The sequence below is a fragment of the Streptomyces sp. L7 genome (assembly GCF_050990935.1).
In the GTDB taxonomy this organism is placed as follows: domain Bacteria; phylum Actinomycetota; class Actinomycetes; order Actinomycetales; family Microbacteriaceae; genus Leifsonia.
In genome coordinates, this window is sequence record NZ_CP194644.1 from 3,719,362 (window position 1) to 3,740,448 (window position 21,087).

At 68.8% G+C, this 21,087-nt stretch carries 22 protein-coding genes and 3 tRNA genes; 19 read left to right on the forward strand and 6 right to left on the reverse strand.

The window, feature by feature from the left end:
* Positions 1-855: 855 nt before the first annotated feature.
* Positions 856-1,194 (reverse strand): hypothetical protein, encoded by a 339-nt coding sequence (locus ACR5MH_RS18830; protein ID WP_431348582.1) that lies wholly within the window; start codon positions 1,192-1,194, stop codon positions 856-858.
* A 1,153-nt stretch (positions 1,195-2,347) separates the two neighbouring features.
* On the opposite strand from ACR5MH_RS18830, the gene ACR5MH_RS18835 reads away from it, so the two are divergent.
* Positions 2,348-2,647, forward strand: coding sequence for a hypothetical protein (locus ACR5MH_RS18835; protein ID WP_431348583.1), 300 nt, complete (start codon positions 2,348-2,350; stop codon positions 2,645-2,647).
* A 414-nt stretch (positions 2,648-3,061) separates the two neighbouring features.
* Here ACR5MH_RS18835 and ACR5MH_RS18840 read toward each other — a convergent pair whose 3' ends face one another.
* Entirely contained in the window at positions 3,062-4,264 is a 1,203-nt protein-coding gene (locus ACR5MH_RS18840; protein WP_407791856.1) for an IS110 family transposase, read from the reverse strand.
* A gap of 257 nt (positions 4,265-4,521) precedes the next feature.
* On the opposite strand from ACR5MH_RS18840, the gene ACR5MH_RS18845 reads away from it, so the two are divergent.
* Both ACR5MH_RS18845 and ACR5MH_RS18850 read left to right on the forward strand, forming a co-directional pair.
* Positions 4,522-4,842 (forward strand): hypothetical protein, encoded by a 321-nt coding sequence (locus ACR5MH_RS18845; protein WP_431348584.1) that lies wholly within the window; start codon positions 4,522-4,524, stop codon positions 4,840-4,842.
* Positions 4,829-5,929: a tyrosine-type recombinase/integrase gene (locus ACR5MH_RS18850; RefSeq protein ID WP_431348585.1), complete on the forward strand. Its 1,101-nt coding sequence runs from the start codon at positions 4,829-4,831 to the stop codon at positions 5,927-5,929. Before ACR5MH_RS18845 ends, ACR5MH_RS18850 begins: the two co-directional genes overlap by 14 nt.
* Positions 5,930-6,003: 74 nt before the next feature.
* On the opposite strand, the gene ACR5MH_RS18855 is transcribed toward ACR5MH_RS18850, so the two are convergent.
* From ACR5MH_RS18855 to ACR5MH_RS18865, 3 genes are all read right to left on the reverse strand, one after another.
* Positions 6,004-6,079: transfer RNA gene (locus tag ACR5MH_RS18855), tRNA-Phe, on the reverse strand.
* A 61-nt stretch (positions 6,080-6,140) separates the two neighbouring features.
* Positions 6,141-6,217 (reverse strand) — tRNA-Asp (locus ACR5MH_RS18860).
* Between the two features lie 37 nt (positions 6,218-6,254).
* A tRNA-Glu gene (locus ACR5MH_RS18865) sits at positions 6,255-6,327 on the reverse strand.
* Between the two features lie 342 nt (positions 6,328-6,669).
* Between ACR5MH_RS18865 and ACR5MH_RS18870 the strand changes: the two genes are divergently transcribed.
* Both ACR5MH_RS18870 and ACR5MH_RS18875 read left to right on the forward strand, forming a co-directional pair.
* The gene (locus tag ACR5MH_RS18870; protein WP_431348586.1) at positions 6,670-7,929 is read left to right on the forward strand and encodes a M23 family metallopeptidase; all 1,260 of its coding nucleotides are present in this window, start codon (positions 6,670-6,672) and stop codon (positions 7,927-7,929) included.
* Positions 7,922-9,262 carry a C40 family peptidase gene (locus ACR5MH_RS18875; protein WP_431348587.1) on the forward strand — a complete coding sequence of 447 codons (1,341 nt, stop codon included), beginning with the start codon at positions 7,922-7,924 and terminating at the stop codon, positions 9,260-9,262. The genes ACR5MH_RS18870 and ACR5MH_RS18875 overlap by 8 nt, the downstream gene beginning before the upstream one ends.
* 132 nt (positions 9,263-9,394) lie before the next feature.
* Here ACR5MH_RS18875 and ACR5MH_RS18880 read toward each other — a convergent pair whose 3' ends face one another.
* Entirely contained in the window at positions 9,395-9,886 is a 492-nt protein-coding gene (locus tag ACR5MH_RS18880; RefSeq protein WP_431348588.1) for an inorganic diphosphatase, read from the reverse strand.
* 44 nt (positions 9,887-9,930) lie between these two features.
* Here ACR5MH_RS18880 and tilS point away from each other — a divergent pair, with 44 nt between their 5' ends.
* From tilS to panC, 14 genes are all read left to right on the forward strand, one after another.
* Positions 9,931-11,037, forward strand: a complete 1,107-nt coding sequence (tilS, locus tag ACR5MH_RS18885; protein WP_431348589.1) for a tRNA lysidine(34) synthetase TilS — start codon at positions 9,931-9,933, stop codon at positions 11,035-11,037.
* A 16-nt stretch (positions 11,038-11,053) separates the two neighbouring features.
* The gene (gene hpt / locus ACR5MH_RS18890; protein WP_431348590.1) at positions 11,054-11,605 is read left to right on the forward strand and encodes a hypoxanthine phosphoribosyltransferase; all 552 of its coding nucleotides are present in this window, start codon (positions 11,054-11,056) and stop codon (positions 11,603-11,605) included.
* 54 nt (positions 11,606-11,659) lie between these two features.
* The gene (locus ACR5MH_RS18895) at positions 11,660-12,010 is read left to right on the forward strand and encodes a nuclear transport factor 2 family protein (protein ID WP_431348591.1); all 351 of its coding nucleotides are present in this window, start codon (positions 11,660-11,662) and stop codon (positions 12,008-12,010) included.
* Between the two features lie 98 nt (positions 12,011-12,108).
* The gene (gene ftsH / locus ACR5MH_RS18900; RefSeq protein WP_431348592.1) at positions 12,109-14,112 is read left to right on the forward strand and encodes an ATP-dependent zinc metalloprotease FtsH; all 2,004 of its coding nucleotides are present in this window, start codon (positions 12,109-12,111) and stop codon (positions 14,110-14,112) included.
* 12 nt (positions 14,113-14,124) lie between these two features.
* On the forward strand, positions 14,125-14,700 hold the full coding sequence (gene folE, locus ACR5MH_RS18905) for a GTP cyclohydrolase I FolE (RefSeq protein WP_433862055.1): 576 nt from the start codon (positions 14,125-14,127) through the stop codon (positions 14,698-14,700).
* 79 nt (positions 14,701-14,779) lie between these two features.
* The gene (gene folP, locus ACR5MH_RS18910; protein ID WP_431348593.1) at positions 14,780-15,583 is read left to right on the forward strand and encodes a dihydropteroate synthase; all 804 of its coding nucleotides are present in this window, start codon (positions 14,780-14,782) and stop codon (positions 15,581-15,583) included.
* Positions 15,576-15,974 carry a dihydroneopterin aldolase gene (gene folB / locus ACR5MH_RS18915; RefSeq protein ID WP_431348594.1) on the forward strand — a complete coding sequence of 133 codons (399 nt, stop codon included), beginning with the start codon at positions 15,576-15,578 and terminating at the stop codon, positions 15,972-15,974. The genes folP and folB overlap by 8 nt, the downstream gene beginning before the upstream one ends.
* Positions 15,971-16,504, forward strand: a complete 534-nt coding sequence (gene folK, locus ACR5MH_RS18920) for a 2-amino-4-hydroxy-6-hydroxymethyldihydropteridine diphosphokinase (protein ID WP_431348595.1) — start codon at positions 15,971-15,973, stop codon at positions 16,502-16,504. Before folB ends, folK begins: the two co-directional genes overlap by 4 nt.
* Complete coding sequence (locus ACR5MH_RS18925; RefSeq protein WP_431348596.1) at positions 16,501-16,980, forward strand: DUF3180 domain-containing protein; 480 nt, start codon at positions 16,501-16,503, stop codon at positions 16,978-16,980. Before folK ends, ACR5MH_RS18925 begins: the two co-directional genes overlap by 4 nt.
* Positions 16,964-17,449 carry a PH domain-containing protein gene (locus tag ACR5MH_RS18930; RefSeq protein ID WP_431348597.1) on the forward strand — a complete coding sequence of 162 codons (486 nt, stop codon included), beginning with the start codon at positions 16,964-16,966 and terminating at the stop codon, positions 17,447-17,449. Before ACR5MH_RS18925 ends, ACR5MH_RS18930 begins: the two co-directional genes overlap by 17 nt.
* Entirely contained in the window at positions 17,446-19,260 is a 1,815-nt protein-coding gene (locus ACR5MH_RS18935; RefSeq protein ID WP_431348598.1) for a PH domain-containing protein, read from the forward strand. Before ACR5MH_RS18930 ends, ACR5MH_RS18935 begins: the two co-directional genes overlap by 4 nt.
* Positions 19,257-19,769 (forward strand): NAD(P)-binding domain-containing protein, encoded by a 513-nt coding sequence (locus ACR5MH_RS18940; protein WP_433862056.1) that lies wholly within the window; start codon positions 19,257-19,259, stop codon positions 19,767-19,769. Before ACR5MH_RS18935 ends, ACR5MH_RS18940 begins: the two co-directional genes overlap by 4 nt.
* The gene (locus ACR5MH_RS18945; protein ID WP_433862672.1) at positions 19,748-20,062 is read left to right on the forward strand and encodes a DUF2520 domain-containing protein; all 315 of its coding nucleotides are present in this window, start codon (positions 19,748-19,750) and stop codon (positions 20,060-20,062) included. Before ACR5MH_RS18940 ends, ACR5MH_RS18945 begins: the two co-directional genes overlap by 22 nt.
* 131 nt (positions 20,063-20,193) lie before the next feature.
* The gene (gene panC, locus ACR5MH_RS18950) at positions 20,194-21,069 is read left to right on the forward strand and encodes a pantoate--beta-alanine ligase (protein ID WP_433862057.1); all 876 of its coding nucleotides are present in this window, start codon (positions 20,194-20,196) and stop codon (positions 21,067-21,069) included.
* Positions 21,070-21,087: the final 18 nt, after the last annotated feature.

A 21,087-nucleotide genomic window follows, 5' to 3' on the forward strand; every position in this document is an offset into this window, starting at 1 on the left:
AGATCGCTCTAACAAGAAAGCGAGGACGGCTATGATCTTGCTTCACCACAGATAATTGAATGGCGGTCCATCCGGAGCCATGACGCGCTCGCCTCCGACATAGCCCCTCCGGACACGGGTATCCGCTCGGCGGGAGAATACGTCATAAGTTTCGGGTCAAGTGAATGGAGGAAACGGACATGCCGCACCAGGCGGCGACATCCCAACCGGCCGCTGTGCCCCTCCCAAACCTGGAGTGCGTTCGCATGAGCCAGGCTGATGACACCATCATCAGTGTCTGCCTCGAGGTCACAACCCTCAGTCCGAGCACATGCGAAATCAAGGTCAACGGCTCAACAATTGGATTCATCGGTCGGGTGCCGTTCGGGTTCACCGCGTCCGCCGGGACCTGTCCCGAGACCGCCACACCGCGCGGCCAATTTGACTTGTGGGACAAAGCCGCGGCCGCGCTGCTTCGCCCGCCCGCGACTTCTCATCACAACGGACCCAGGCAGATGGCGAATGGACCCTCCGTCGTCGAGCGACCGCGCCGACACACAGGACAGGCCAATCACTACCGAAGGGTCCTTTGCGACCAGCTGGAGCGCTTCCTTGGGGCCGAAAAGCGGATACGTGACGAGGATAAGGATGGTGCCGCGCGCACGCCGATGGCGATGACCGCAACGACGTGCCAGTGGGAATCACCAAGACAGGCAGGCGAGTCGCCTTGCGCATCGCCGGCCCGGAGAACTTCCGCTGGGTGTCCAGGATGAGATGGAGCTACAGCGGACGGACACAAGTTACGGACCACATGCAGAACCACGAGATCAGGCCCGGGAGGGCTCGGTTCAAGGTGCGTTGGATTACGAGCGGTTGTTATTCAGCGCCGTGGTCTGCGTTGAGCCAGAGTGTATCGTCCTCAACGCGGTCGAGCTCATCCGATGCCACGTACTCGTGGCCGGCGAGCAGACCGGATTTGTCGATCTTCACGTAGCCCAGCCGAAGCAGTCTTTCGGCGGTGTGGCGGGGCAGCCGGGCGTGTTGGGCGAAGTCGTCGATGAGGGTTCCAAGGAGACCACCGGTTTCGGGGTCGGTCTGGCCGTCGGCGGTCACTGCCTCGGGATCGCCCATTTTCAGGTCCTTGACCTTGCCGATCTTCTCCCCATCGGGCCCGACCACATGCATGCCCTCGCGCACCTGCTCCATGACAGTCATCGTTGATGTCCTTCCCCGGTTCCCCCGTCGGTTGCTGACATTGTAGGGCTGAAAAGGAAAAACTTGTTATGGCCTGAGTTGAGAACCGGCCCACGCATGATCGCGAGCGCTGAGTATATCCGGCGTCCGTTGTAGGCCGCCGCGTCGGTCAGGTGACGGGCCGCCATCCGCGTCTGCGCTCTCGCCGCTGTCATGTCCAATGCGCCAAGGGGACTGGGCAACTGCGGTTTAATGTTTCTCTCAAAGAGTGCCGCGAAACCATCAAGGCAACCTGCTGAAAAGGCTGCTCGCATTGGACGGCCGCAGGTCGGTCGGGCGTGAAGACACTCGCGACGCGTCGGGTCGTCTGAAGGGGCCCTCCCGCCTGCTTGCGTTACGACGAAGCCGGCGGGCATGAGCGTGGAGGGGCGGTCGCGGAAGCGTTCGGGTGGGCCGGTGGTAGGCGTGTTGGACGCGTTCTCGGCGCTGCCAAAGGCGCCGCCAGCTTCCGTCGTGGAACAGGACCGGGTGAGAACAGGGCGATGCCGGGGTGCTTGTGGTGCTGGTTATACCAAGGCATATAGGCGGCCATGAAAACCCGGGCCTGCTCGATCGTGTCGAAGATGCCGGGATAGTTCGGCGGTACTTCATCATGGGGAACTCAGATTCGGAGAACGGGTTGTCATTCGACACACGCGGCCGGTTAGGGTCCCGGTCACCCCATGCGCGTCGAGGAGCTCTTTGAGCGCGTTGGAGCGCATCGCCGGCCCGGATTCGGCGTGAACACCGTCTGGCACGCCGTTACTAGCGTCTCGACGAGAATCTCCATCGCGGGAACGAGCTCCGAGCCGGACGATGAGATGGGCGCGGCGCCCCTGTACCGGACCGGATCGATGCTGCAGGATACGCTCTCGCCAATGCCGCGGCGGAGCCGTAGGATTCTGAAACCGAACCGGCGCCGGGTCGCGCGTCGACCAATTGGACCTTTGTTCAGATTGAACGCACTCTTCGCGCCTATGCCTGGTCTCACATGTCACAGGGCCTTTATGCGGGGCGCTTCAGGCGCTGAATCATCCCATTGGAAGCCGGGGCTTGGTTGCGAGTCGTCTCAGACAAACGCTATTTCGTCGCCGATCTGTAGCCAGGCGTCGGCCTGGAGCTTTAAGGTTTCGTCATGCTCGCTGATCCGTGGTTCATAGCGGTTCTATTGCATGACGATTGCACCCGAGACGTCGCCGTGTTCGTGCCCCGGTTAGAGCCGGGGCCGCCGAGCGAGTTCGAGGTACTCGTGGAGTATGGCGGCGCTGCTGCACTGGATGTGTATGAGTGCGCCGATGCCGGGAGCTGGCCAGACCTGGTGGTGCTTCGGCACCGCGAAACCGTTCCGTGCACGGTGATGCAGCTCGAGCAGGCGACTCTGCGCTACCGCGCGCAGCATGAGGGGCCGAGTCTGCGATCGCGCAGTGGCCACTGACGCGTGTAGCCAGCACCGGCCGCGGTTCTGACCAGTCCAGACCTCTGGTCGGGCTGATCGTCGCGTGCCCTGGATGAGCGCCGACCGAACGGAGCCGCACGGAGGCGGCACTGTTTATGTCGGATGGAACGCCTCCGGCGTGCTGTCTTCTTAGGTTTTCTTTCCGATCCGGCAGCCGATCATAGCGAGCGCCGCTAGCTCCGTTCCCTGCACGCGCTTTTGCAGACTCCACTCGCTGCGCTCCCTGCGCTTAGCAACCGCTCCCTCCGGGCACTGCGCTGCCTCCGCCCGCTCTCGATCTTTGTGCCGGAACGGCAAGAAGAACGACCAGGAGCAGGACAGCAACGCCCCCACCTGATCACGCCGGCCCGGCAGACCAATTTGACACCGGCCCATAGATTCTCAATCTGTTTGTCAAGTCGCGGAGCGCGCGGCTATCGACTGTTGCTGGTAGGTGGTTCCATCGCGCAGTAGCGCCCAGATGACGTTGATCCGTCTGCGGGCGAGGGCAAGGACGGCTTGCTTGTGACGTTTGCCCTCGGCGCGCTTACGGTCGTAGTAGGCGCGAGACTCTGGGTGAGATCGGGCAGCGACCTCGGCGGAGACATAACACGCTCGCATCAGACGCCGGTCATAGCGTTTCGGGCGGTGCAGGTTCCCGCTGACCCGACCGGAGTCGCGGGGAACGGGTGCAACACCAGCGACGCCAGCCAGACGGTCAGCGTTCTCGAAAAAGCGTGTGGTGCCGCCAGTGGCGCCGATGAACTCGGAAGCCAGGAGCGGACCGAACCCAGGGATACTTAGGAGGGTCTCGGCCCATTCGTGGCGGCGAAATCGGGCATCGATCTGCGCATCAACGGCCTCCACTTCGTCCTTGAGCCGAAGGACTTCTCGAGCGAGACGCCCGACGATCAACGACGCCGCGTCTTGGCCGGCAACCACGGTGTGCTGTCGGTTCGCTGCTGCGACGGCGGCTTCGGCGATCTTCTCAGGTTGCCGGCAGCCCTCGTTCCGCAGCCAGGTCGTGATCCGGGTGACACCACTGCGGCGCAGCTGCGCGGGGGTCTGATACTTCGTCAGTAACACCAGAGCAGCTTTCCGCTGGGCGAAGTCGAAGCTGGCTTCCAGCCTGGGAAAGTACTCAAGTAGGGTGACACGAAGCCTGTTGATCGCACGCGTCCTATCCGCCACCAGGTCGGAGCGGTGAGCGGCGAGCATCCGCAGCTCGGTAGCGATCTCATCGCCTGCCCGGACTGGATGTAGGTCACGGCGCATCCTGGCCTGGTCTGCGATGATCGCGGCGTCTTTCGCGTCGGTCTTGCCGTCGCCACGATAGGTGCGGGCAGCGTGATGAACCGTCCTGCCCGGGATATAGAGCATCTCCTGACCGTTGGCAGCCAGCACTGCGATCAACAGGGCCGCGCCGCCCTGGTTCAGATCCGTCGCCCAGACCACCGGGTCACCGTCTGCCAGCTCGCTCACATCGCCGAGCAGAGCAAGGATCTCGTCCTCGTCGTTGACGAGATTCCGTGACAACAGCCGGGCTCCCGCCTGATCGATCACCACACAATGATGATTGGATTTGCCGGCATCGATCCCGGCCCACAATTGCGGCATTCTGCCCTCCGTTCACTCGGTGCGGGCTCCAGCGAACGACCACGCCTGCGTGTCCTTACCCAGCGATCTTGTCGCACGTCTCAATCAGAGGTCGAGTCGTTGCGGGACACCGGGCGGCCAATCTATGTCAGCCATCACCGCGGCGGAAGGGTCAAAGCCATACCCGGCATCCCTGGAGCGGTCGAGAGCCTACAACGACCCTCAATCCACACCCCAAACAACGTAAGGAAGGGTCGATCGACAGGGGAGTGAACATCATGCGGGTATTCGTCATCGACGCGAGCAACATGGCGTCGGAACTGCAGGGTGGACTGATCGGAGTCGTCGGTTCCCCCAGCCCGAGTCCGGAAGAGAAGCTCGAGTGCGTCGAAGCCGTCAGTCAGTACGTGGTGGAGGGATGGGCGATCGCCGCCGATCCATTGTCGCCACTCGGTAGGTTGGCAGCTCTGACCGCGGAGGCGGCATGCGTGCCATTCGTGAATCTCTGCGAGCTGCGCAACTTACGAGACCTTCTTGTCAGTGGTCCGGCGGAGAATCGTCTTATCGACGCAGGGGGTGTCGGACATGGGATCGATTGAGTCCTACGAGACCGCGGCAGGCAAGCGATATCGAGTTCAGTACCGGACGCCTGATCATCGCAACACGATGAAGCGCGGCTTCACCACGAAACGTGCGGCGGAGCTTTTTCTCTCGTCGGTCAACGTCTCGCAAGCCAAGGGTGAGTGGGTCGACCCGACGAAGGCGAGAACTCCGGTCTCGCACGTCGCCGAGGAGTGGTTTCGAGCCCAAGTGCAGGTGAAACCGACGACGCGCTCGGGCTACCGATTCCACCTCGACAAGTACGTGCTTCCTCGGTGGGGCAACATCCGGCTCGTGGACGTGAGGCATGGCGATGTCCAAGCGTGGGTGGGGGAGCTCTCTTCCACCCTCGGGCCGTCCATGGTGCGACAGATACATCTTGTCCTCGCGGGCGTGATGAAGTATGCGATCCGTGATGGGCGCATCACCCTCAGCCCCTCCGACGGCGTTCAGCTGCCGAGGCTGTCGTCGCGCGAGCACGGCTACTTGACCCATGCGCAAGTGCGGGCACTGGCGGCCGAGTGCGGTGAGCAGGGTGATGTCGTCCTCTTCCTTGCATATACGGGGCTTCGCTGGGGAGAGATGGCCGGCCTCCAGATCAATCGCGTCGACTTCACGCGCAGGCGGCTCGACATAGCCCGAGCGGTCTCCGAGCCGCGCGGAGTGATCGTCTGGGGCACACCCAAGAACCATGAACGGCGCTCAGTTCCCTTTCCTGACCTCCTCACAAATGCGCTTGAAGCGCGCTGCGCCGGTCGGGACCCAGAGGAGCCAGTTTTCACGGGCGCCGACAGTGGTATCCTCCGCGCAGGCAACTTCCGCAACCGAGTCTTCAATGCGGCGGTCGCGCGGTGCATGGAAAAGGACGGCACCTTCCCGCGGCTGACTCCCCACGACCTCAGACACACGGCCGCATCGCTCGCCGTCTCGGCCGGCGCCAACGTCAAATCGGTGCAGCGGATGCTCGGACACGCGTCCGCCGCGATGACGCTCGACGTCTACGCGGACCTCTTCGACGATGACCTTGACGACGTTGCGAACGCACTGGATGCCGAAGCCGCGAAATCAGTTGTAGTCAAAATGTAGTCAAACGGCGATTTGGCTGCCTCGACGAGCAAACAAAAAACCCCCGGATTCCGCATGGGACCGGGGGTTTTCTCTGGTGGCTCCGACCGGCATCGATCCGGTGACCTTTCGATTTTCAGTCGAACGCTCTACCAACTGAGCTACAGAGCCGGGAGGCATTGTTCACGCCTACCTAGACGGAAGCCCTTCCATCCGGAAGGGCTTGTCGCCGTGGCGACCCTGACGGGACTTGAACCCGCGACCTCCGCCGTGACAGGGCGGCACGCTAACCAACTGCGCTACAGGGCCTAACAGTGTTGCTATTGAATTGTAGAGGATGCCATCGTGACCCCAACGGGATTCGAACCCGTGCTACCGCCGTGAAAGGGCGGCGTCCTAGGCCACTAAACGATGGGGCCGGATCGTCCCGAATCGCTTTCGCTTTTCGATGACCACCGACGCATAAGCATACGGAAGTCCCTGACAGAAAGCGAATCGGGCCCGCAGCCCGGGCGGGTCGATCGTCCCGGGTTCCCGCCACGCCCCGGTGAAATGCCCGGTGAGAGCCTGGACGCCCGAGAAGATTGCGAGCGACGGCCCCCTGTCGTCCGTGCGAGCCGCACGTGGTCCCGATCGAGCACCGCCGCCCTCCCCCAACCCGGGCGGCGTATGGTGATGTTGCTAAAGTTGCTCCTGGTGATGACGAGACCCGTGTTGATCGTGTGACAGCCGATGTTCCATCCAGCGGGTTGAAGGTGACGATGAGATACGCGACGAGAGACGACACGAGCCGGCGCAAGCCGCGCCGGGCCCTGCTGCGCCTCCTCGCCGTCGGCGCCATCGTGCTCACCGGGGTCGTCGGCTCCATCGCCGCACCGGCGTACGCCGACCAGTACCCGAGCTGGCAGGACGTCCAGAACGCCAAGGCCAACGAGGCCGCTGCCGCGGCGCAGGTGACGCGCATCACGAACCTGATCGCGCAGCTCAACCAGGAGGTCTCCGACACCCAGGCGGCCGCCGTCAAGCGCGGCGAGGAGCTGCAGGCGGCCACGGCGGCCTTCGACGAGGCGGACATGAAGGCCAGGGACCTGGAGTCCCAGGCCGCCGCCGGCCAGCAGAAGGCCGACGCCGCCGCCGCCCAGGCGGGCAAGCTCGCCGCGCAGCTCTACCGCACCGGCGGCGCCAACCTCACGGCCAACATCTTCCTGAGCGGCAACGGCGCCAGCGGCACGAACCCCGAGACGCTGCTGACGAGCCTCGGGAGCATGTCCAAGCTCGCCGAGCAATCCGACAAGGTCTACACCGACGCCAAGGTCGCTCAGAACACCGCGAAATCCCTGTCGGCGCAGGCGGAGGTCGCCAAAGCGGAGCGCGAGAAGCTGCGCGTCGCCGCGACCGCCGCCCTCCAAGCGGCAATCGCCGCCGCCAAGGCCGCGCAAGAGAAGCTCGCCGAGCAGCAGAAGCAGATCGTCGTCATGCAGGCCCAGCTCGCGGCGTTGCGCGACGCGACGGCCAAGACCGTCTCCGGCTACGAGGCGGGGGTCGCGGCGGCCGCAGCGGCTGCGGCGGCACGTGGCTCGGGAGGCCTCCCCGGCGGTTACGTCGGACCGCAGGGCTGGGCGGTCCCCGCGGCCGGCCCGATCACCGACGGTTTCGGCTCACGCCCGTCCCCCGGCGGGATCGGCAGCACGTACCACATGGGCATCGACATCGGCGCCTCCTGCAACGCGCCCATCTACGCTTCGTACGGCGGCACCGTCGTCTACGCGGGACCCGACGGGACCCATGGCAACTACGTCCTCCTGGACAACGGCGGCGGCATCCAGACCGGCTACGCGCACATCCGCAACGGCGGCATCCTCGTCGGCATCGGCCAGCACGTCGGCGCCGGTCAGCCGATCGCCCACGTCGGCAGCACCGGAGCCTCCACCGGCTGCCACTTGCACTACGAAGTGATAGTGAACGGCCAGAAGATCGACGGAATCCCATTTATGAGAGCAAGGCAGGCACCCCTTGGCTAGCGATACTTCGAAGAACTCCCGCACCCGCACCGGCCTCGCGATCGGCGCGGGCGTGATGGGCGCCGTCACGGCATCCATCGGCATCGTCGCCCCTGCGCAGGCGGTGGACTACCCCTCCTGGAACGACGTGCAGCAGGCGAAGGCCAACGTCGCCAACCAGCAGGCGATGATCACGAACATCACGACCCTGATCGGCGGCCTCCAGAGCAGCGTCGACGCAGCCCGCATCGCCTCCGAGAAGGCGGCTGAGGCCTACTTCCAGGCCAAGGACGCCCTCGCTGCGGCGACGGCGAAGCAGGCCGACCTCGAAAAGCAGTCGACGGACGCGGCGGCGAAGGCCAAGACCTCGCAGATGCGTGCGGGCCTCCTCGCCTCCCATCTCGCCAAGGCGGCCGGCGGCGGCGCGGATGTGAGCACCGAGCTCCTGCTGAAAGGCGGCGGCAGCGGCTCCAACGCCGACAAGCTGCTGTTCCAGCTCGGCACCATGAGCAAGCTCACCGAGCAGTCGAAAGCCGTCTACGACCAGGCGACCAAGGACAAGAACACCGCCGAGTCGCTGAACGCGCAGGCCAAGGCCGCCAAGACCGAGCGCGAGAAGCTCTCTGTCGCCGCCGACCAGGCGCTGACCGCCGCGCAGGAGGCGCAGTCCGCCGCCCAGGCGGCGCTCGTCGAGCAGCAGAACAAGTCGACCGAGCTCATCGCACAGCTCGCGACCCTCAAGAACACCTCGACGCAGGTGGAGGCGGCGTACCTGCAGGGCGAGAAGATCCGGCAGGAGCAGGCAGCGGCCGCGGCGGCTGCCGCAGCGGCGGCGGAGGCGCAGCGGCAGGCGGCGCTCCGCGCGCAGCAACAGCAACAGCAGCAGCAGGCCCAGCAGCAGCAGGGAGGCGGGTCGTCCGGCGGATCCTCCAACGGCGGTGGTGGAGGCGGCGGCGGCCCGGTCGCCCCGCCGAACGGGAACGTCGTCGACACGGCCATCTCGTACGCGAAGGCGCAGCTCGGCAAGCCGTACATTTTCGGCGGCGAGGGTCCGACGGGTTACGACTGCTCCGGCCTGACGATGAAGTCGTACGCCTATGCGGGCCTGTACATCGGCTCGCACTCGGTCAACGACCAGTTCTTCACGGCGGCCAATCGCGGCCAGATCGTGCCGTACAGCCAGCGCCAGCCCGGCGACCTCATCTTCTGGGGCGACTCCCCGGGCAACTTCTACCACGTGGGCATCTACCTCGGCGGCGGAATGATGATCGCCGCGCCGACCGAGGGCGACGTCGTCAAGATCCAGTCCGTCTGGGGCTCCCCGTGGGGCCAGGTCGCCCGCCCCTCCGCCTGACCCGGCACAGTCGAGAACGCGATAAATCAGTCGAGTACGCGATAAATCAGTCGAGTACGCGATAAATCAACAGAAAACCGCCGAGTACGCAGACGTGCTGTGCACTCGGCGGTTGCTGTCGGTGGGGGAGGGTCAGTGGCCCTCGGCGGCGAGCTTCGCGAAGCCGGCCTCGACGATCGCCTCGGCCTCCGCGGCGTCGCCCCAGCCCTCGATGTTGACGAACTTGCCCGGCTCGAGGTCCTTGTAGCGGGCGAAGAAGTGCTCGATCTCCTTGCGGGTCTGCTCCGGGATGTCGTCGACGTCCTGGATGTGCAGCCAGCGCGGGTCCTTGTACTGCACGGCGATCACCTTGGCATCGCTGCCCGCCTCGTCGGACATGTTGAGCACGCCGACCGGGCGCACCTTGACGCCGACGCCGGGGAACGCCGGGTACTCGAGCAGCACGAGCACGTCGACCGGGTCGCCGTCGAGGCCGAGCGTGTTCTCGAAGTAGCCGTAGTCGGTCGGGTAGACGAAGCTCGTGAACAGCACGCGGTCCAGGTAGACCCGGCCGGTCTCGTGGTCCACCTCGTACTTGTTGCGGCTCCCCTTCGGGATCTCGATGACGACGTCGTATGCGGCCATGCCGATGCTCCTTAGCTCTTGGAAATCTGCACTAACGTTACTGGATGCGCCTCAACGGGTCCTCGGGTGAAGAGCCGGGTGGAGGGTCGGCCGGCGGGATTCGGCGCAGGCCGCGTCTGACGCCGCCGATCGCCGACGCGCGGCGCGCGGTGCGGGAGGCCCTGGCCGCCGCGGCGGACCTGCCCGCCGTCGACCCGCACGACGACCACGGCCCGATCCGGCCCGCGCCGCTCGCCCCCGGAGCCCTCCTGCTCGTCGGCCTGAGCGGGGGAGCGGACTCCCTCGCGCTCGCTGCAGCGACCGCGTTCGAGGCGCCGCGCCGCGGCTACCGGGCCGGCGCGATCGTGGTCGACCACGGCCTCCAGCGCGGCTCCGCGGAGGTCGCCGAGGCCGCCGCCGCGCAGGCGCGTGACCTCGGGCTCGACCCGGTGATCGTGGACCGCGTGACCGTCGCGACCGGAGCCTCCGGGCCCGAGGGCGACGCGCGCACCGCGCGGCGCGCCGCCTTCGACCGGGCGCGCGCGGCCACCGGAGCCGCCCGCGTCCTGCTCGCCCACACGCTCGACGACCAGGCGGAGACCGTGCTCCTCGGACTGGCCCGCGGCTCCGGCCCGTCCAGCCTCCAGGGGATGCGTCCCGACACCGGAACGCTGCTGCGCCCGTTCCTGGGCCTGCGCCGCCGGACGACGCGCGCCTTCTGCGCCGACAGCGGGCTGACCCCGTGGGACGACCCGCACAACGACGACCCCGCGTACGCGCGCGTCCGCGTCCGCACCCGGCTGCTGCCGGCGCTGGAGGACGAGCTCGGTCCCGGCGTGGCCGAGGCGCTCGCGCGCACCGCCGAGCAGCTCCGCGAGGACGACGACGCCCTCGACGGCCTCGCCCTGGAGTGGGCGCAGGAGCTGGTCAGCCAGACCGAGGACGGCGCCGTCGCGCTCGACGTCCGCGGCCTCGCCGCCGACCCCGCCGCGCTGCGCCAGCGCATCATCCGGCTGGTCGTCTCGGCCGAGTTCGGGGTGTCGCTGAGCAGGGCGCACACCCTCGCCGTGGCGGAGCTGATCACGGGCTGGCACGGCCAGGGACCGCTCAGCCTGCCAGGCGTTAGAGTTGTGAGGCAGAACGGCCTGCTCACGTTTCACCCCGACAGCTAAGGACAGCGCCTCCCCCATGGAACTCACGGACGTTCACGACGACCTGACCGAGATTCTGATCACCGAGGAGCAGATCCGCTCCCGCATCGCCGAGCTGAGCCGGACGGTGGAGGCCGACTACGCGGGCAAGGACGTGCTGCTGGTGGGGGTGCTCAAGGGCGCCGTGATGGTGATGGCCGACCTGTCCCGCGAGCTGCGCATCCCGGTCACGATGGACTGGATGGCGGTCAGCTCCTACGGCAGCGGCACCGCGTCGAGCGGCGTCGTGCGCATCCTCAAAGACCTGGACACCGACCTCTCGGGCAAGACCGTGCTGATCGTCGAGGACATCATCGATTCCGGGCTCACGCTCTCGTGGCTGCTCGCGAACCTGCGCAGCCGCGGCCCGGAGTCGATCGAGATCTTCACGCTCCTCCGCAAGCCCGAGGCCGCCCGCGTCGAGATCGACGTGAAGTACGTCGGCTTCGACATTCCCAACCAGTTCGTGGTCGGCTACGGCCTCGACTACGCCGAGCACTACCGCAACCTGCGCGGCGTCGGCATCCTGGCGCCGGCCGTCTACAGCTGAGGCCGACCACCCCGTCGACTTGCGCCGCCGCCCCCGGCGTGGTCCTATGACCGCATGCCCTACGAACCCACCGAGCTGTACCGGCGCTGGCTCGCCGCCTGGAGCGACCGGCACGCGGCGCTGGAGCCGATCGTCGCGGCCGACGCGGTCGGACACTGGCCGGCCGGGGACGTCGTCGGGCCCCGCGGGTTCGCACGCGCCATCGCCGAGACCGTGGACCAGTTCGACAGCGTCGAGTTCGACGTGCAGGCCGGGCCGCTGACCGGCGACGGGTTCGTCGCCGCCCGCTGGGTGATGACGTGCCATCTGGGCGACGAGACGATGTCGTTCGCCGGCCACGACTTCGTGCGTGTGCAGGACGGTGTGATCGCCGAGTACTGGCCCGCCATCCTCACCGCGTCCTGACGCGCCAGGCGGCCCCGGCGAACCACCCGCAGCGGTAAGCGCGCCCAGAGCGAACACGCAGCCGACCCACAGCGCCCAGGCGGTACTGTGGTCGCACCATGAACCTCAAGAAGATCTTCCGCGGCCCGATCCTGTACGTCGTGCTCGCGATCATCGCGGTGTGGATCGGCTCCAGCCTGATCACCATGTCGGGTTTCAAGCCCGTCACCACGCAAGAGGGCCTCAACCTCCTGCAGCAGGACAAGGTGTCGAGCGCGAAGATCGTCGACGGCGAGAACCGGGTCGACCTGACGCTCAAGCAGGCGGACGGCGCCAACGGCAACCAGGTGCAGTTCTACTACGTCACCCCGCGCGGCGCCGACATCGTCAAGGCGATCAACGACGCCAACCTCCCCAAGGGCTACGACGACTCCGTGCCGCAGCCCAACTGGTTCGTGAACATCCTCGGCTTCCTCATCCCCGCACTGCTGATCGGCGTCTTCTTCTGGATCATGATCTCGGGCATGCAGGGCGGCGGCAACAAGGTCATGCAGTTCGGCAAGTCCCGGGCGAAGCTCGTCACCAAGGAGACGCCGAAGGTCACCTTCGACGACGTCGCCGGGTCCGACGAGGCCATCGAGGAGTTGCAGGAGATCAAGGACTTCCTCAAGGAGCCCGCCAAGTTCCAGGCGGTCGGCGCGCGCATCCCCAAGGGCGTGCTGCTGTACGGCCCTCCTGGAACCGGCAAGACGCTGCTGGCCCGCGCCGTCGCGGGTGAGGCGGGCGTCCCCTTCTACTCCATCTCCGGCTCGGACTTCGTGGAGATGTTCGTCGGCGTCGGCGCCAGCCGCGTCCGCGACCTGTTCCAGCAGGCCAAGGAGAACTCCCCGGCCATCATCTTCATCGACGAGATCGACGCGGTCGGCCGTCACCGCGGCGCCGGTCTCGGCGGCGGGCACGACGAGCGCGAGCAGACCCTCAACCAGCTCCTCGTGGAGATGGACGGCTTCGACCCGAAGACCAACGTCATCCTGATCGCGGCGACGAACCGTCCCGACATCCTCGACCCCGCGCTGCTGCGCCCGGGTCGCTTCGACCGGCAGATCGGCGTGGACGCACCGGACATGCTCGGCCGCAAGAAGATCCTGGAGGTGCACGGCCGCGGCAAGCCGCTGGCGGCCTCCGTCGACCTCGAGGTGCTCGCCCGCAAGACGCCGGGCTTCACCGGCGCCGACCTGGCCAACGTCCTCAACGAGGCCGCGCTGCTGACGGCCCGCTCCAACGCGCAGCTCATCGACAACCGTGCGCTCGACGAGGCCGTGGACCGCGTCATCGCCGGCCCGCAGAAGCGCACCCGCGTGATGAAGGACCAGGAGAAGCTGATCACCGCCTACCACGAGGGCGGCCACGCCCTTGCGGCGGCGGCGATGCGCCACACCGACCCGGTGACCAAGATCACGATCCTCCCGCGCGGCCGCGCCCTCGGCTACACGATGGTGATGCCGCTGGAGGACAAGTACTCGGTCACCCGCAACGAGCTGCTCGACCAGCTCGCCTACGCGATGGGCGGCCGTGTCGCGGAGGAGATCGTCTTCCACGACCCGACCACCGGTGCCTCCAACGACATCGAGAAGGCGACCTCCATCGCCCGCAAGATGGTCACCGAGTACGGCATGAGCGCCGACATCGGCTCGGTCAAGCTCGGCCAGGCGAACGGCGAGATGTTCCTCGGTCGCGACATGGGTCACCAGCGCGACTACTCGGAGCGGATCGCCGAGCGCGTCGACGGCGAGGTGCGTGCGCTCATCGAGAAGGCGCACGACGAGGCGTGGGAGGTCATCAACGACAACCGCGCTGTGCTCGACCGCCTCGCCGCCTCCCTCCTGGAGCACGAGACGCTCGACCACAACCAGATCGCCGAGATCTTCGCCGACGTCAAGAAGCTGCCGGAGCGCCCGCAGTGGCTGTCCAGCGACAAGCGACCGATCTCGGACCTGCCCCCCATCGAGTTCCCGAAGGCGCCCATCGACGCCGGCGCCGTGGACGGCGGGGTCGACTCGGAGCCGCCGTCGTCGAAGCCCAAGCGGGCTCCCGTCGTCAAGCCGCGGCCGGCGACCGCCTAGGCCGCGCACCGCATGACCGGATTCGATCGCGCACGCATCGAGGCGGCCGTCGCCGAGATCCTCGCCGCCATCGGCGAGGATCTGTCGCGTCCGGGCCTGGCCGACACGCCGTCGCGCGTCGCCGACGCCTACGCCGAGTTCTTCGCCGGCGTGGGCGTCGACGCGCGTGGTCAGCTCGGTGATCCGGTGCCGCTGGAGGGCGCGCGCGCCGAGACCGTGATCCTGCGCGACATCGCCTTCCGGTCGGTGTGCGAGCACCACCTGCTGCCGTTCCTCGGGGTCGCTCATGTGGCCTACCTGCCCGGCGACGCCGTGATCGGTCTCGGCCGCATCCCACGCGTCATCGAGACCCTCTCGTCGCGGCCGCAGCTCCAGGAACGGCTCACCGAGCAGATCGCGGAAACGATCGAGGAGGGCGCGAGCGCCCGCGGCGTCCTCGTGGTGCTGGACGCCTCCCACGAGTGCGTGACCACCCGTGGCGCGCGGCAGACGCAGGCCACCACTGTGACGATCGCCGCCCGGGGCGCCTTCACCGAGCCCGCCTCCCGCGCCGAACTGATCGCGCTCATCGGCGGAGGCGCCGAATGACACCGACATTCGTGCCGAATGTCGACTTTCGCGCCGGAGAACGCGACATTCGTGCCGAATCGCGGAGGGGCCGGCGCTCGTGACGCTCATCATGGGCGTCCTCAACGTGACGCCCGACTCGTTCAGCGACGGCGGCCTGTGGCTGGAGCCGGAGGCCGCGGTCGCGCACGCGCTCGAACTCGTCGCTCAGGGCGCCGACCTGATCGACGTCGGCGGCGAGTCCACCCGGCCCGGCGCGCTGCGCGTCGACCCGGAGGAGGAGCGCGCCCGCGTCGTCCCCGTCATCCGCACCCTCGCCGAGCACGGTGTGACGGTCAGCGTCGACACCCTCAACGCCTCCACGGCGCGCGCCGCCGCCGACGCGGGCGCCGCGATCATCAACGACGTCTCCGGCGGCCTGGCCGACGCCGGCATGCCGGACGCCGTGCTCGACACCGGGCTCCAGTACGTCGTCATGCACTGGCGCGGCCGGCTCGACGCGAGCGACTCGCGCGCGGTCTACAGCCACACCGTCGCGGAGGTGCGGTCGGAGCTGTCCGCCCGCGTCACCAGCCTCCTCGAGCACGGCATCGATCCGGCCAAGCTCGTGCTGGACCCCGGCCTCGGCTTCTCGAAGAACGCGCAGCACAACTGGCAGGTGCTCGCCGGCCTCCACGAGTTCGAGACTCTCGGCTACCCCGTGCTCATCGGCGCGTCGCGCAAGCGCTTCCTCGGTACGCTCCTCGGCGAGGGCGCAACCGTCGAGGATCGGGACGCGCCGACCGCGGTCATCTCCGCGCTCGCCGCGCAGGCCGGGGTCTGGGCGGTGCGGGTGCACGACGTGGCGTCGACGCGGATGGCCCTGGATGTCGTGGAGGCGTGGCAAGCTGGACGCGATGACTGATTCCGCTGCCGTGTCCGTCTCGCGCACGCCGACGGACGCGATCGTGCTGACCGGGCTGCGCGTGCGGGCGCACCACGGGGTATACGACTTCGAGCGCGAGAACGGCCAGGACTTCGTCGTGGACGTGACCGCCCACCTCGACCTGTCGCCGTCCGCGGGCTCCGACGACCTCGCCCGCACGGTCCACTACGGCGAGTTGGCGACGGAGATCGCCGATGCGGTCCGCCGCGACCCGGTCGACCTCATCGAGACGGTCGCGGAGCGCGTGGCCGGGGTGGTGCTCGCGCACGATCCGGTGCACTCGGTCGACGTCACCGTCCACAAGCCGGACGCTCCGATCGAGGTGCCGTTCGGCGACGTCGCCGTGCGCATCCGGCGAGGCCGGCCATGAGGCCGCGGCCCGAGCGTCTGCGCGTGGGCGTGCCGGCGGTGCTCGCCCTCGGCAGCAACCTGGGCGACCGCGTGGCCACCGTCCGGGAGGCGCTGCGCCTGCTCGCGGACGATCCAGGTCTCCGCGTCGAGGCCGTGTCCCGGCTGTACGAGACGCCCGCGCTCAAGCCGGAGGGCATCGACGAGGAGGCGCCGGCCTACCTCAACGCCGTCGCGCTGATCAACACGATCCTCGACCCGCTGGCGCTGCTGGCCGCGGTCAACCAGGTGGAGGACGCCCTCGGCCGCGTGCGCGAGGAGCGCTGGGGCGACCGCACCATCGACATCGACATCGTCGACTACCAGGGGATCGTCGCCGACGACGACCCGCGCATCGTCCTGCCGCACCCGCGGGCGCACGAGCGCGCCTTCGTGCTGGTGCCGTGGCTCGACGTGGACCCGGAGGCGGTGCTGCCGGGCTACGGTCCGGTGGCCGCGCTCGTGACGGGAACGACCGACCCGGTAACGCTGTACGAGGACGGCGACGCATGAAGCGAACGCGACCCACCTCCCTGATCGGCCTCGGGGTGCTCGGACTGGTCGTGGGCTTCCTCGGGGAGCTGGCGGCGTCCGGCACCGGCCTCACCGTGTTCGTGCCGCCGCTGACGCTGCCGATCACGCTGGTCGCGGTCGCCATCATCGTGGTCGCCTTCGCCGTCCCGATCCGGCGTGCCGTGCGCGGCCGCAGCTCGCACCGAATCGACCCGTTCCAGGCGATGCGGATCGTCGTCTTCGCCAAGGCGTGCAGTCTGAGCGGCGCCCTGCTGACCGGCGCGGGCGCCGGCATCCTGGTCTACATCCTCACCCGGGATGTGCTTCCCGCCTCGAACGCGGTGCTGCTGACCGCGCTGGGCACGGCGGGCGCTGTCATCCTGCTCGTCGCTGGCCTCGTCGCCGAGTTCTTCTGCACCCTCCCGCCCGACGACAACGACGACGACCCGGAGACCGCCCGTGTCCGCTCGCATTGACCTCACCGTCGGGGAGTGGAACCGCGTCTCGCCGAAGTACGTGGTCGTGGTCGTCGTCAGCACCCTCCTCAGCGGGGTCGTGCTGAGCGCCGGGTCGGTGTTCCTCTGGCTGGTCGCCGGGTGGTCGTGGGCGTGGACCCTGCTGGTCGTCGTCGTGGTCGCGACGCTCATCGGGCTGTTCATCGCGAACCGGCGCACCCGGTCGATCGGGTACATCCTGCGCGCCGACGACCTCCTGTTCCGGCGCGGAATCATGTTCCAGCGCTTCGTGTCCGTGCCGTACGGCCGCATGCAGCTCATCGACATCACGCGCGGGCCGGTCGGGCGGATGCTCGGGCTGGCCGACCTCAAGTTCGTGACCGCGGCGGCGTCGACGAACGTCGTCGTCCCCGGCCTCCCGGAGCCGCAGGCCGCGGCGCTGCGTGACCGGCTGGTGGAGCTGGCGGAGAGCCGCCGGGCGGGACTGTGACCATCCCGGGGCCCGGCGGAGTGCCGCAGGGCGGAGTGCCGCAGGGCGGAGTGCCGCAGGGCGGCGTGCCGGGCGCACCGCTCCCGGGCGGCCCCCTCAACGCCGCCGAGCGCGCGGCCGAGCGCTTCACCGACGGCGAGTGGCACCGCCTCCACCCCGCGACGCCGCTGCTGCGCGGCGGCATCGTCTTCATCGCGGTCCTGGGCTTCGTGCTCTCCAACCTCCGCGAGCGGCTGGTGGGCTTCTTCGTCGGAGCGCCCGACCTCGGCGGCGACCCGATCGACGCGATCTACAACCACGGCTGGGAGGGCTGGGCGCTGCTCGGCGTCGCTGTCGTGCTGCTCGGCTGCCTGGCCGCGTTCTATGTGTCGTGGCGGATGCACAGCTTCCGGATCACCGGCGACGCGGTGGAGGTGCGCAGCGGCATCCTGTTCCGCACCCAGCGCAAAGCCCGGCTCGACCGCATCCAGGGCATCAACGTGGTGCGGCCGCTGCTCGCGCGCATCTTCGGGGCGGCGAAGCTGGAGATCTCCGTGGCCGGCCACGACGCGAACGTGACGCTGGCGTACCTCGGCTCGGCGCTGGCCGACGGCCTGCGGTCGGACGTGCTGCGGCTCGCGTCGGGTGTCCGGGAGGCGGAGGCCGCGGCGCCGGCTCCGACCGGTGCGCCAACCTCCCGTGCCACGCAGGTCGGCGACTTCGTCAGCCGGCGCATCGACGACTTCCTCGCGCCCGAGCTCGACCCGAACGCCGCGCCGCCCGAGTCGGTGGTGAAGATCCCGCCGCTGCGGCTCGCCGGCTCACTCGTGCTGAGCGGGTTCACGGTGTTCGTCCTCGCCGTGATCGTCCTGCTGGTGATCGGCTCGGCGGGCGGCGCGCCCTGGCTGCTGATCGTCGTGCTCCCCGGCCTGCTCGGCTCGGCGAGCTTCTACATCAACCGGTTCACCAAGTCGTTGCGGTACTCGATCGCGGGCACCCCGGACGGCGTCCGGGTCGGCTTCGGGCTGCTCACCGTGAGCAACGAGACGCTGCCGCCCGGCCGCATCCACGCGGTCGAGGTGCTGCAGCCGCTGCTGTGGCGGCCGTTCGGCTGGTGGCAGATCCGCATCGACACGGCCGGCCACACGCGTGAGAAGGGCGCGGCCGGCCAGCCGAACACGACCATGCTGCCGGTCGGCGACCAGGCCGACGTGGCGAAGGTGCTGTCGCTGGTGCTGCCGGCGTTCACTGCGGAGCACAGCGCCGCGATCCTGGAGGGCATGACCTCCCGTGGCCGCGACGCGTTCACCGGCAGCCCGCGCCGCGCGATCTGGCTGCGGCCGCTGTCGTGGCAGCGGACCGGCTTCCGGATGGTGGACGGCGCCGTGCTGCTGCGCCGTGGCTTCGTCTGGCGGAGCCTCGCGGTGGTGCCGCTGGCCCGGCTGCAGAGCCTGGAACTGCAGCAAGGCCCTCTCGATCGGCTGCTCGGACTGGCGGAGGCGCGTTTCCACACGGTGTCCGGCCCGGTGCATCCGCGGCTGGGCGCGATGGACGCCGCGGCCGGCGAGGAACTCTTCGAGACGGTCTCGGCGCGCGCGGTGCAGGCCGCGGCGACCGACCGCAGCCATCGCTGGCGGCTGCAGCCGGAGGTCGTCGTGCAGCCGGAGGTCGTCGTGCGGCCGGAGGCCGGCGTGCGGCCGGACGTCGTGGCGCGGCCGGATGTCGTGGCGCGACCCGACGTCGTGGCGCGGCCCGGCGACTACGGGGCGGTCCGCGCCGACTCGAGGGCCGACTCCACCACCGAACAGCGACCGACAGAGGGGGACGCATGAACGACACCACCCGCCGCTCCGGCCGTCTCGGCCTCGGCATCGTCGGCGCCGGACGCGTCGGCCCGGTGCTCGGCGCCGCGCTCGCCGGGGCGGGCCACGCGATCGTGGGCATCTCCGCGGTGTCGGCCGAGAGCCGCGAGCGAGCCCACGCGATGCTCCCGCAGGCGCCGATCCTGGAGGTCCCGACCCTGGTGGAGCGCAGCGAGCTCGTCATCCTCGCCGTCCCCGACCGCGAACTGCCCGGCCTCGTCTCCGGCCTCGCGGCGACCGGGACCTGGCAGCCCGGCCAGCTCGTGCTGCACACCGCGCCGTCGTACGGTGTCGAGGTGTTACGCCCGGCGGCGGAGGCCGGCGCCATCCCCTCGCGGTGCACCCGGCCCTGGAGTTCACCGGCACCAGCCTCGACCTCGCCCGGCTGGCGGAGAGCTGGTTCGCCGTCACCGCGCCCACCCCGGTGCTCCCGATCGCGCAGGCCCTCGTGGTCGAGATGGGTGGCGAGCCGGTCGTGATCGCGGAGGCGGACCGCCCCGCCTACGCGGAAGCGATCGCGACGGCGACCGCGTTCTCGCGCTCGATCGTGGAGCAGTCCACCGGCATCCTCGCCGGGATCGGAGTGGAGAACCCGGGATCGTTCCTCAGCTCGCTGCTGCGCTCGGCCGTCGACAACGCCCTGACCCGCGCCGGGGCGCCGACCGCGCTCGACGTCGGCGACGTGCTGGAGGCGCTCGGCGGCGCGGACGACGGCCCCGCGGAGGGCGACCCCGGCGACGACGGACGCGGCTGGTACCTCCGCGGCGAGTAGCCTGGATGCGGCCGGGTCGCCGTCACCGGACCGGCGCTCCGGATCTCACCGCCGCCACCCCGGCCTCACCGCAACCACCCCGGCCTCACCGCAACCACCCGCCATACCGCAACCACCCCGAGAGGACCGTCATGCCCGATGTCGTGACCACCATCGCCGAACTGCGCGAGCGGGTGGCGCACGCCAGGCGCGAGGCCGCGCTCGAGGGTCCCGCCGACGCCCCCGCGGGCCGGGTCGTGCTGGTCCCGACGATGGGCGCCCTCCACCGCGGCCACCTGAGTCTGGTGAGCCGGGCCCGCGACCTGGGCGGCATCGTGGTCGTCTCGATCTTCGTCAACCCGCTGCAGTTCGGCCCGGACGAGGATCTCGACCGCTACCCGCGCACCCTCGACGCCGACGTCGCCGCGCTGGAAGGCCTCGCCGACCTGGTCTTCGCCCCGACCGCGGCCGAGATGTACCCGGGCGGCCCGACCTCCACGCGGGTCACCGCGGGCGCGGTCGGCCGGCTGTTCGAGGGAGCCTCGCGTCCCGGCCACTTCGACGGGATGCTGACCGTCGTCGCCAAGCTGCTCAACATCGTCCAGCCGGACGTCGCCGTGTTCGGCCAGAAGGACGCCCAGCAGGTGCACCTCGTGGGCCGCATGGTCGACGACCTCGACCTGCCGGTCAGAATCGCCGTGGTCGACACCGTGCGGGAGGACGACGGCCTCGCCCTCTCCAGCCGCAACCGCTACCTGGACGACGACCAGCGCAGAGCCGCCATCGCACTGTCGCAGGCGCTCGCCGCCGGCGCGTCCGCCGCCTCCGGGGGAGTGGCCGCAGCTCTCGAAGCGGCGACCGCGCGCGTGGAGGCCGAGCCGGTCGTTAAACTGGACTATCTCGCGATCGTCGATCAGGACACCTTCCTCGAAGCGGGTGCGGACCTCCACGGTCCCGCGCTCCTGCTGATCGCCGCCCGCGTCGGCTCCACCCGCCTGATCGACAACGCACGCATCACGGTGGGCTGAGCCTCACAGAGCCGCACG

What these genes read in the sequence shown, in the direction of transcription:
- ACR5MH_RS18925 (WP_431348596.1), top strand. Translation starts at nt 16,501, where the DNA reads ATGAAGCGAACGCGACCCACCTCCCTGATCGGCCTCGGGGTGCTCGGA.
- ACR5MH_RS18945 (WP_433862672.1), top strand. Translation starts at nt 19,748, where the DNA reads ATGGGTGGCGAGCCGGTCGTGATCGCGGAGGCGGACCGCCCCGCCTAC.
- ftsH (WP_431348592.1), top strand. Translation starts at nt 12,109, where the DNA reads ATGAACCTCAAGAAGATCTTCCGCGGCCCGATCCTGTACGTCGTGCTC.
- hpt (WP_431348590.1), top strand. Translation starts at nt 11,054, where the DNA reads ATGGAACTCACGGACGTTCACGACGACCTGACCGAGATTCTGATCACC.
- folB (WP_431348594.1), top strand. Translation starts at nt 15,576, where the DNA reads ATGACTGATTCCGCTGCCGTGTCCGTCTCGCGCACGCCGACGGACGCG.
- ACR5MH_RS18850 (WP_431348585.1), top strand. Translation starts at nt 4,829, where the DNA reads ATGGGATCGATTGAGTCCTACGAGACCGCGGCAGGCAAGCGATATCGA.
- panC (WP_433862057.1), top strand. Translation starts at nt 20,194, where the DNA reads ATGCCCGATGTCGTGACCACCATCGCCGAACTGCGCGAGCGGGTGGCG.
- ACR5MH_RS18870 (WP_431348586.1), top strand. Translation starts at nt 6,670, where the DNA reads ATGAGATACGCGACGAGAGACGACACGAGCCGGCGCAAGCCGCGCCGG.
- tilS (WP_431348589.1), top strand. Translation starts at nt 9,931, where the DNA reads ATGCGCCTCAACGGGTCCTCGGGTGAAGAGCCGGGTGGAGGGTCGGCC.
- ACR5MH_RS18880 (WP_431348588.1), bottom strand. Translation starts at nt 9,886, where the DNA reads ATGGCCGCATACGACGTCGTCATCGAGATCCCGAAGGGGAGCCGCAAC.
- folK (WP_431348595.1), top strand. Translation starts at nt 15,971, where the DNA reads ATGAGGCCGCGGCCCGAGCGTCTGCGCGTGGGCGTGCCGGCGGTGCTC.
- folE (WP_433862055.1), top strand. Translation starts at nt 14,125, where the DNA reads ATGACCGGATTCGATCGCGCACGCATCGAGGCGGCCGTCGCCGAGATC.
- ACR5MH_RS18895 (WP_431348591.1), top strand. Translation starts at nt 11,660, where the DNA reads ATGCCCTACGAACCCACCGAGCTGTACCGGCGCTGGCTCGCCGCCTGG.
- ACR5MH_RS18830 (WP_431348582.1), bottom strand. Translation starts at nt 1,194, where the DNA reads ATGACTGTCATGGAGCAGGTGCGCGAGGGCATGCATGTGGTCGGGCCC.
- ACR5MH_RS18840 (WP_407791856.1), bottom strand. Translation starts at nt 4,264, where the DNA reads ATGCCGCAATTGTGGGCCGGGATCGATGCCGGCAAATCCAATCATCAT.
- ACR5MH_RS18845 (WP_431348584.1), top strand. Translation starts at nt 4,522, where the DNA reads ATGCGGGTATTCGTCATCGACGCGAGCAACATGGCGTCGGAACTGCAG.
- ACR5MH_RS18835 (WP_431348583.1), top strand. Translation starts at nt 2,348, where the DNA reads ATGCTCGCTGATCCGTGGTTCATAGCGGTTCTATTGCATGACGATTGC.
- ACR5MH_RS18940 (WP_433862056.1), top strand. Translation starts at nt 19,257, where the DNA reads ATGAACGACACCACCCGCCGCTCCGGCCGTCTCGGCCTCGGCATCGTC.